The 5817-nt window shown below is 66.5% G+C and carries 3 protein-coding genes and 2 pseudogenes; all 5 read right to left on the reverse strand.

Annotated elements, in window-relative coordinates; translation table 11 throughout:
* A pseudogene (locus AC27IQ_RS17960) lies at positions 1-537 on the reverse strand (hypothetical protein); the annotation flags it as partial.
* Positions 538-654: 117 nt separating this feature from the next.
* Positions 655-1149: a Crp/Fnr family transcriptional regulator gene (locus AC27IQ_RS17965; protein ID WP_317359894.1), complete on the reverse strand. Its 495-nt coding sequence runs from the start codon at positions 1147-1149 to the stop codon at positions 655-657.
* Positions 1150-1234: 85 nt separating this feature from the next.
* Positions 1235-2656 (reverse strand): tRNA uridine-5-carboxymethylaminomethyl(34) synthesis GTPase MnmE, encoded by a 1422-nt coding sequence (gene mnmE / locus AC27IQ_RS17970; RefSeq protein ID WP_487090269.1) that lies wholly within the window; start codon positions 2654-2656, stop codon positions 1235-1237.
* Positions 2657-2796: 140 nt separating this feature from the next.
* Positions 2797-4386 carry an ABC transporter substrate-binding protein gene (locus AC27IQ_RS17975; RefSeq protein ID WP_272566396.1) on the reverse strand — a complete coding sequence of 530 codons (1590 nt, stop codon included), beginning with the start codon at positions 4384-4386 and terminating at the stop codon, positions 2797-2799.
* Between the two features lie 143 nt (positions 4387-4529).
* A pseudogene (gene yidC / locus AC27IQ_RS17980) lies at positions 4530-5817 on the reverse strand (membrane protein insertase YidC); the annotation flags it as partial.

The raw sequence follows: 5817 nt of genomic DNA on the forward strand, positions 1-5817 counted from the left end.
CGGCGCATGGACCGGAGGGCGCGCCACCGGGGCCGGCACGTGCGGCACGGAGGGGCCCGCCACGCCGTGGGGCGCGAGGCCCTTGCTGGGCATGCCGACGGCCACGTGGTCGTTGATGCGCCAATACACGGCGGTCACCAGAATGTCGAAGCGGGTCTTGGCGGTCTGGGCGATGAGCGCCTCGATCTCGCTCAGGCGGACGGTCTCGCCGCCGTATTCGCGGGCCAGGTCCATCATCACCAGGAACTGGCGGCCGCGCTGGTCCAGGGACAGCACCTTGAATTTGTAGCCCGCGGACAGCACGCCCGCGCGGACCATGGCATCGCGCACCACGGTGTAGAGCAGTTCGCGCCGCTCCATGCGCTCGTTCTTACGGTTGGCCGCGTGTTCGGCCGCAGGCTCGGCCGTCGGTTTGCCGGGGCCGCGTCCGGGCACCAGGGGCACCGTGGCGTCTGCATTCAGCAGACCGGAGGGCTCCACCGCCGGGCGCTGCCGGGGCGCAGGGGGTTTGCGGTTGAACCAACTGAAAAGTGACATGCCGTGCCTTTTTCGGATAGCGCCAAAAGTTCGAAAACGAGTGTAACGCGCGCTCCGGGAGCCAATGGCTTTCCCGCGTCCGCAGGCCCCGGCACGGGCCCGATGGGGGCTCAGGTGTCAGGTCGCAGCAACACGCCGGCGGCGGTTGCCGAGGCGCTTGGACAGCACCGAACCCATGGCCATGGCCAAGCTGAGGGCCACGGCCGGCTGGCGGTTGGAGAGCTCGGAAAACCGCAGCGCCGTCAGGTTCCAGAGCTTGGACGGTGCGCCTGCCTGCACGGTGGCGGTGCGGGGCTTGTGCGAGAAGAAGGCGCTTTCGCCCACCACGGAGCCGGGGCCGACGATCGCCAGGCGCAGGCGGTCTTTTTCGTCTTCGTAATGCACGCTGAGGCTGCCGCTTTCCACGAAGTACAGTGTGCGGTCGCTGGCGCCTTGCGTGAACAGGGTGTGGCCGGTGGTGAGCGACATGGGCAGCAGGTAGCCCGACAGCAGGTCCCATTGCTCCGTGGTCAGCGGGTTCATCATGCTGTCTTCCGCTGGCGCCTGGGCAATGGCCTGCACGAGACCCGTGAGGTCCATTTTGGGGGTGTGGGATGACAGCACAGCATTCATAGTGGCGCGGAAGTTAAGCCCGATGCGTTCGGTGCACAAGCACTCTTTACCACTCCTTACAAAACGCCACCGTCCCGCGGGTGTTTCATTTCCCGATGCAGAAGCTGGAGAAGATCACGCCCAGCAGATCGTCGGAGGTGAATTCCCCCGTGATGGCACTGAGGGCCTGCTGCGCCAGCCGCAGTTCCTCGGCCAGCAGATCAAGCGCCGGGCCCGGCGAATGCAGCTGCGCCGCGGCCTCCATCAGGTGGCCGTCCACTGCTTGGAGCGCCTGCACATGCCGCGCGCGCGCGATGTAGACGCCCTCGGGGGCCGACTGCCATCCGGCCACGTCCAGCAGCAGGCGGCGCAGTGCGTCCAGCCCATCGCCTGTGCGGGCCGACAGGTGGACCGCCGGCCGGTCCGGCATAGCGGCAGCGCTGTGGCCCGGTGCCTGATCGGTTTTGTTCCACACGTCGATCACCGGCACATGGCCGGGCAGCGTCCGGGCGATGGTGCCGGCGATGTCGGCGTCGGCCGCCCGGTAGTCGGCCGCATCGGCGCGCGTGAGGTCGTGCAGGAAGAGCACGGCGTCGGCCGCGGCGATCTCGTCCCAGGCGCGCGCGATGCCGATCTTCTCCACCTCGTCGTCGCTCTCGCGCAGGCCCGCCGTGTCGATCACGTGCAGCGGCACGCCCTCGATCTGTATGGTCTGCTGCACCTTGTCGCGCGTGGTGCCGGCAATGGGCGTGACGATGGCCAGCTCGGCGCCGGCCAGGGCATTCAGCAGCGAACTCTTGCCGGCGTTGGGCTGCCCGGCGATCACCACCTTGATGCCCTCGCGCAGCAGCGCGCCCTGGCGCGTGCGCTGCATGACGGCGGCCAGCGTCTGCTGCAGATTCGACAGCTGCCCGCTGGCGTCTGCCTTGCGCAGGAAGTCGATTTCTTCTTCGGGAAAGTCGAGCGTGGCCTCCACCAGCATGCGCAGGTGGATGAGCGCATCGCGCAGGCGGTGGATCTCGTGCGAGAACGCGCCCGCCAGGGAACGGCTGGCGCTGCGCGCCGCGGCTTCGGTGCTCGCATCGATCAGGTCGGCAATGGCTTCGGCCTGCGCCAGATCGATCTTGTCGTTGAGGAAGGCCCGTTCGGTGAACTCGCCCGGCTGCGCCAGGCGCAGGCCGGGCAGGCGGGCCCGGCCGCTGGCCGCATCGGCCTGGGCGGCGGCTTCCAGGCAGCGCGCCAGCAGCAACTGCAACACTACGGGGCCGCCGTGCGCCTGCAGCTCCAGCACGTCCTCGCCCGTGTAGCTGTGGGGCGCTGGAAAGTACAGCGCCAGCCCCTGGTCGATGGACTGGCCGGCCGCATCGCGAAAGGGCAGGTACGTGGCTTCGCGCGGTCGCAGGGCGCGCCCGCACAGCGCCTCGGTGAGCGGTCCCAGGCCCCGGCCGGACACCCGCACGATGCCCACGGCGCCGCGCCCCGGTGCGGTGGCGATGGCGGCGATGGGGTCGGAGTGGCGGGGCAGCATGCGATGGGGAAGGGGGTGGGGACGGGGCATGATAGCTGCGCTGTTCGCATGCCGCGGCCGCCTGCACGGGGCGCGGAACCGCGCCCGCAAAAAGACAAAGCCCGCCAGGGCGGGCTTTGCGTTCGGTCCGATCGGAGGGCTTACTTGATCGTGGTCCAGTTGGGCATCGGGCGGTCGTCCGCGCGGTGCAGCGTCTCCACGCCCTTGCGCATCGCCCAGGGGCGGATCTGGTGGTGCAGGGGCAGGTAGTAGTACTCGTCCTTGACCAGTTTGAGGGCATCGGCGATCAGCGCGTCGCGCTTGGGCGCATCCATCTCCACCTTGATCTGGCTGATCATTTCGTCGAGCTTGGCATCGCTGAAGCGGCCGCCGTTGTAGGTGCCCGCAGCCGTCTTGCCGGCCTTGGTGGCCATCAACGAATCCAGCGAGTACAGCGAGTCGAACGTCGCCACGCCCCATCCGAACAGGTAGGCGCTCACGTCGTTGTTCATCACGCGGCTGACGAACTGGGCCATGGGAGCGGCCTGCAGCGTGGTCTTCACGCCGATGCGCGTCCACATGGCAGTGACGGCCTGGCAGATCGCTTCGTCGTTCACATAGCGGTCATTGGGGCAGTCGAGCTTGAGCGAAAAGCCCTGGGGGTAGCCCGCGTCGGCCAGCAGCTTCTTGGCGGCTTCGACGTCGTACTTGGCGGCACGCTCGTCCAGGCTCTTGCTCCAGCCGTGGACCATCGGCGCGACCATGGTGCCGGCAGGCACCGACAGGTTGCGCATGGTGCGGCTGTGGATGCCGGCCGAATCGATGGCCTGGTAGAGCGCCTGGCGCACGCGCTTGTCCTTGAGCGGGTTCTTGCCCGGCGTGCCGGCACCCGGCAGTTCGTCGCGGAACTGGTCCAGGCCCAGGTAGATGGTGCGGTTCTCGGCGCCTTCGATCAGCGTGATGTCGGGGCTGGACTTCATGCGCGCCAGATCCTGCGTGGGCGGATCGACGACGAAATCGACCTGGCCGGAAATCAGCGCGGCCGAGCGCGTGGCCGCCGACTTGATGGGGGTGAACACGACTTCGTCGATGTTGCCCTTGGGCTTGTCCCACCAGTCCGGGTTCTTCTTGAGCGTGACCTTCACGTCGGGCTGCCAGCCCACCATGATGAAGGGGCCGGTGCCGTTGGCATTGCGCGAGGCGAAGTTCTCTTCCTTGCCGGCATAGTCCTGCGCCTTGGTCGAGTTGTTCTTCTCGGCCCAGGCCTTGTTCATGATGCGGGCCTCGGTCAGCTCGCGCAGCAGCACGGGGTTGGGGCCCTTCAAGATCAGGTCCACGGTGAAGTCGTCGACCTTCTTCACTTCCTTGATGCTCTGCACGGCGGACTGCATGTTCGAGGGGGGCGTCATGGCGCGGGTGAGCGAGAACACCACGTCGTCGGCCGTGAACGGCGCACCGTCGTGGAATTTCACGCCCTTGCGCAGTTCGAAGCGCACCTGCGTGGGGGAGATCTGGGTCCACTTCGTGCCGAGCGCGGGCTGGATCTGGTACTTCTCGTCATAGCGCACCAGGCTCTCGTACACCTGCTGCAGGAAGGCATGCGTCGTCTGGTGGTTCTGGGCGTGGGGGTCCACGGTCAGGATGTCGTTGGCTCCGGCCCACCGCATCGTTGCGGCATGGGCCGATCCTGCTGCCAGCAGGACCGCGATGCCCAGTGCGCTCCATTTGAAAGTCGTACGCTGCTGTTTCATTGGCCAGGTCTCCTCGTCGGTTAACGAAAGTGGATGAAAGATGCCGCAGGGGGCAAGCAAGCATCGTACCCAATGAAAAACGGCCGCTGGATAGCGGCCGTGGAATGTGTCGCAAACGCAGCGCGTCCGCGCTGCATTGCGGGTCAGCGGAACTTCGGCAGGTTGAACTGCGGCGGCACGCCCATGCGCGTGTTGATGATCCACTGCTGCGCGATCGACAGGATGTTGTTCGTCAGCCAGTACAGCACCAGGCCCGCCGGGAAGAAGAAGAACATCACGCTGAAGATCAGCGGCATGAACCACATCATCTTGGCCTGCAGTGGATCGGGCGGTGCGGGGTTCAGCGCGGTCTGCAGCAGCGAGCTGGCGGTCATCAGCAGCGGCAGGATGAAGAACGGGTCGGGCGAGGACAGGTCCTTGATCCAGCCGATCCACGGCGCGTTGCGCATTTCGACGCTGGACAACAGCACCCAGTAGAGCGCGATGAACACGGGGATCTGGATCATGATGGGGAAGCAGCCGCCCATCGGGTTGACCTTCTCCTCGCGGTAGATGCGCATCATCTCCTGCTGCATCTGCTGCGGCTTGTCCTTCAGGCGCTCGCGCATCTCCATGATCTTGGGGTTGATGGCCTTCATCTTGGCCATGCTGGCGTACGCCTTCGCGTTGAGCCAGTAGAACGCGATCTTCAGCAGGAACACCAGCGCCACGATGGACCAGCCCCAGTTGTTCAGCACCTTGTGCAGCTGGTCGAGCAGCCAGTACAGGGGCTTGGCCAGGATGGTGAGCCAGCCATAGTCCTTCACCAGTTCCAGGCCGGGGGTGAGCGATTCCAGCATCGTCTCGACCTGCGGGCCCGCGAACAGGCGTGCATCCACCGTCTTGGACTGCCCCGGTGCGATCTCGCCGACCGGGGTGATCATGCCGACCGAGTACAGGTTGGTGTCCACCTTGCGCACGAACAGGTCGCGCTGCACGTCGTTGCCCAGCAGCCAGGCGCTGGCGAAGTAATGCTGCACCATGGCCACGTAGCCGTTGGTGGAGGACTTGTCGATTTCGGCCTTGCCGTTCTCGATGTCCTTGAACTCGACCTTGTGGTACTTCTTGGCCTCGGTATAGACCGCTGGGCCGGTGAAGGTCGAATAGAACGACGACTCGCCCGGCGGCTTGTTGCCGTCGCGCACCAGCTGCAGGTACAGCTGGGGCGACACGGGCGCGGTGCCGGTGTTCACGATCTCGTGCTTCACGGCCACGTCGTAGGCGCCGCGCTTCACGGTCCAGGTCTTGGCCAGCTTCACGCCGCCCAGGTCGGCGGATTCGAAGCGCACGCTGATCTCGTTCTGGCCGTCCTGCAGCTCGCGGTTGCCGGCCACCACCGACATCGCCGTCTTGTGCGTGGGGTAGCGCCGCCGATCAGGCCGGTCTGCGCCA

Source organism: Acidovorax sp. KPB24-07 (assembly GCF_057543315.1).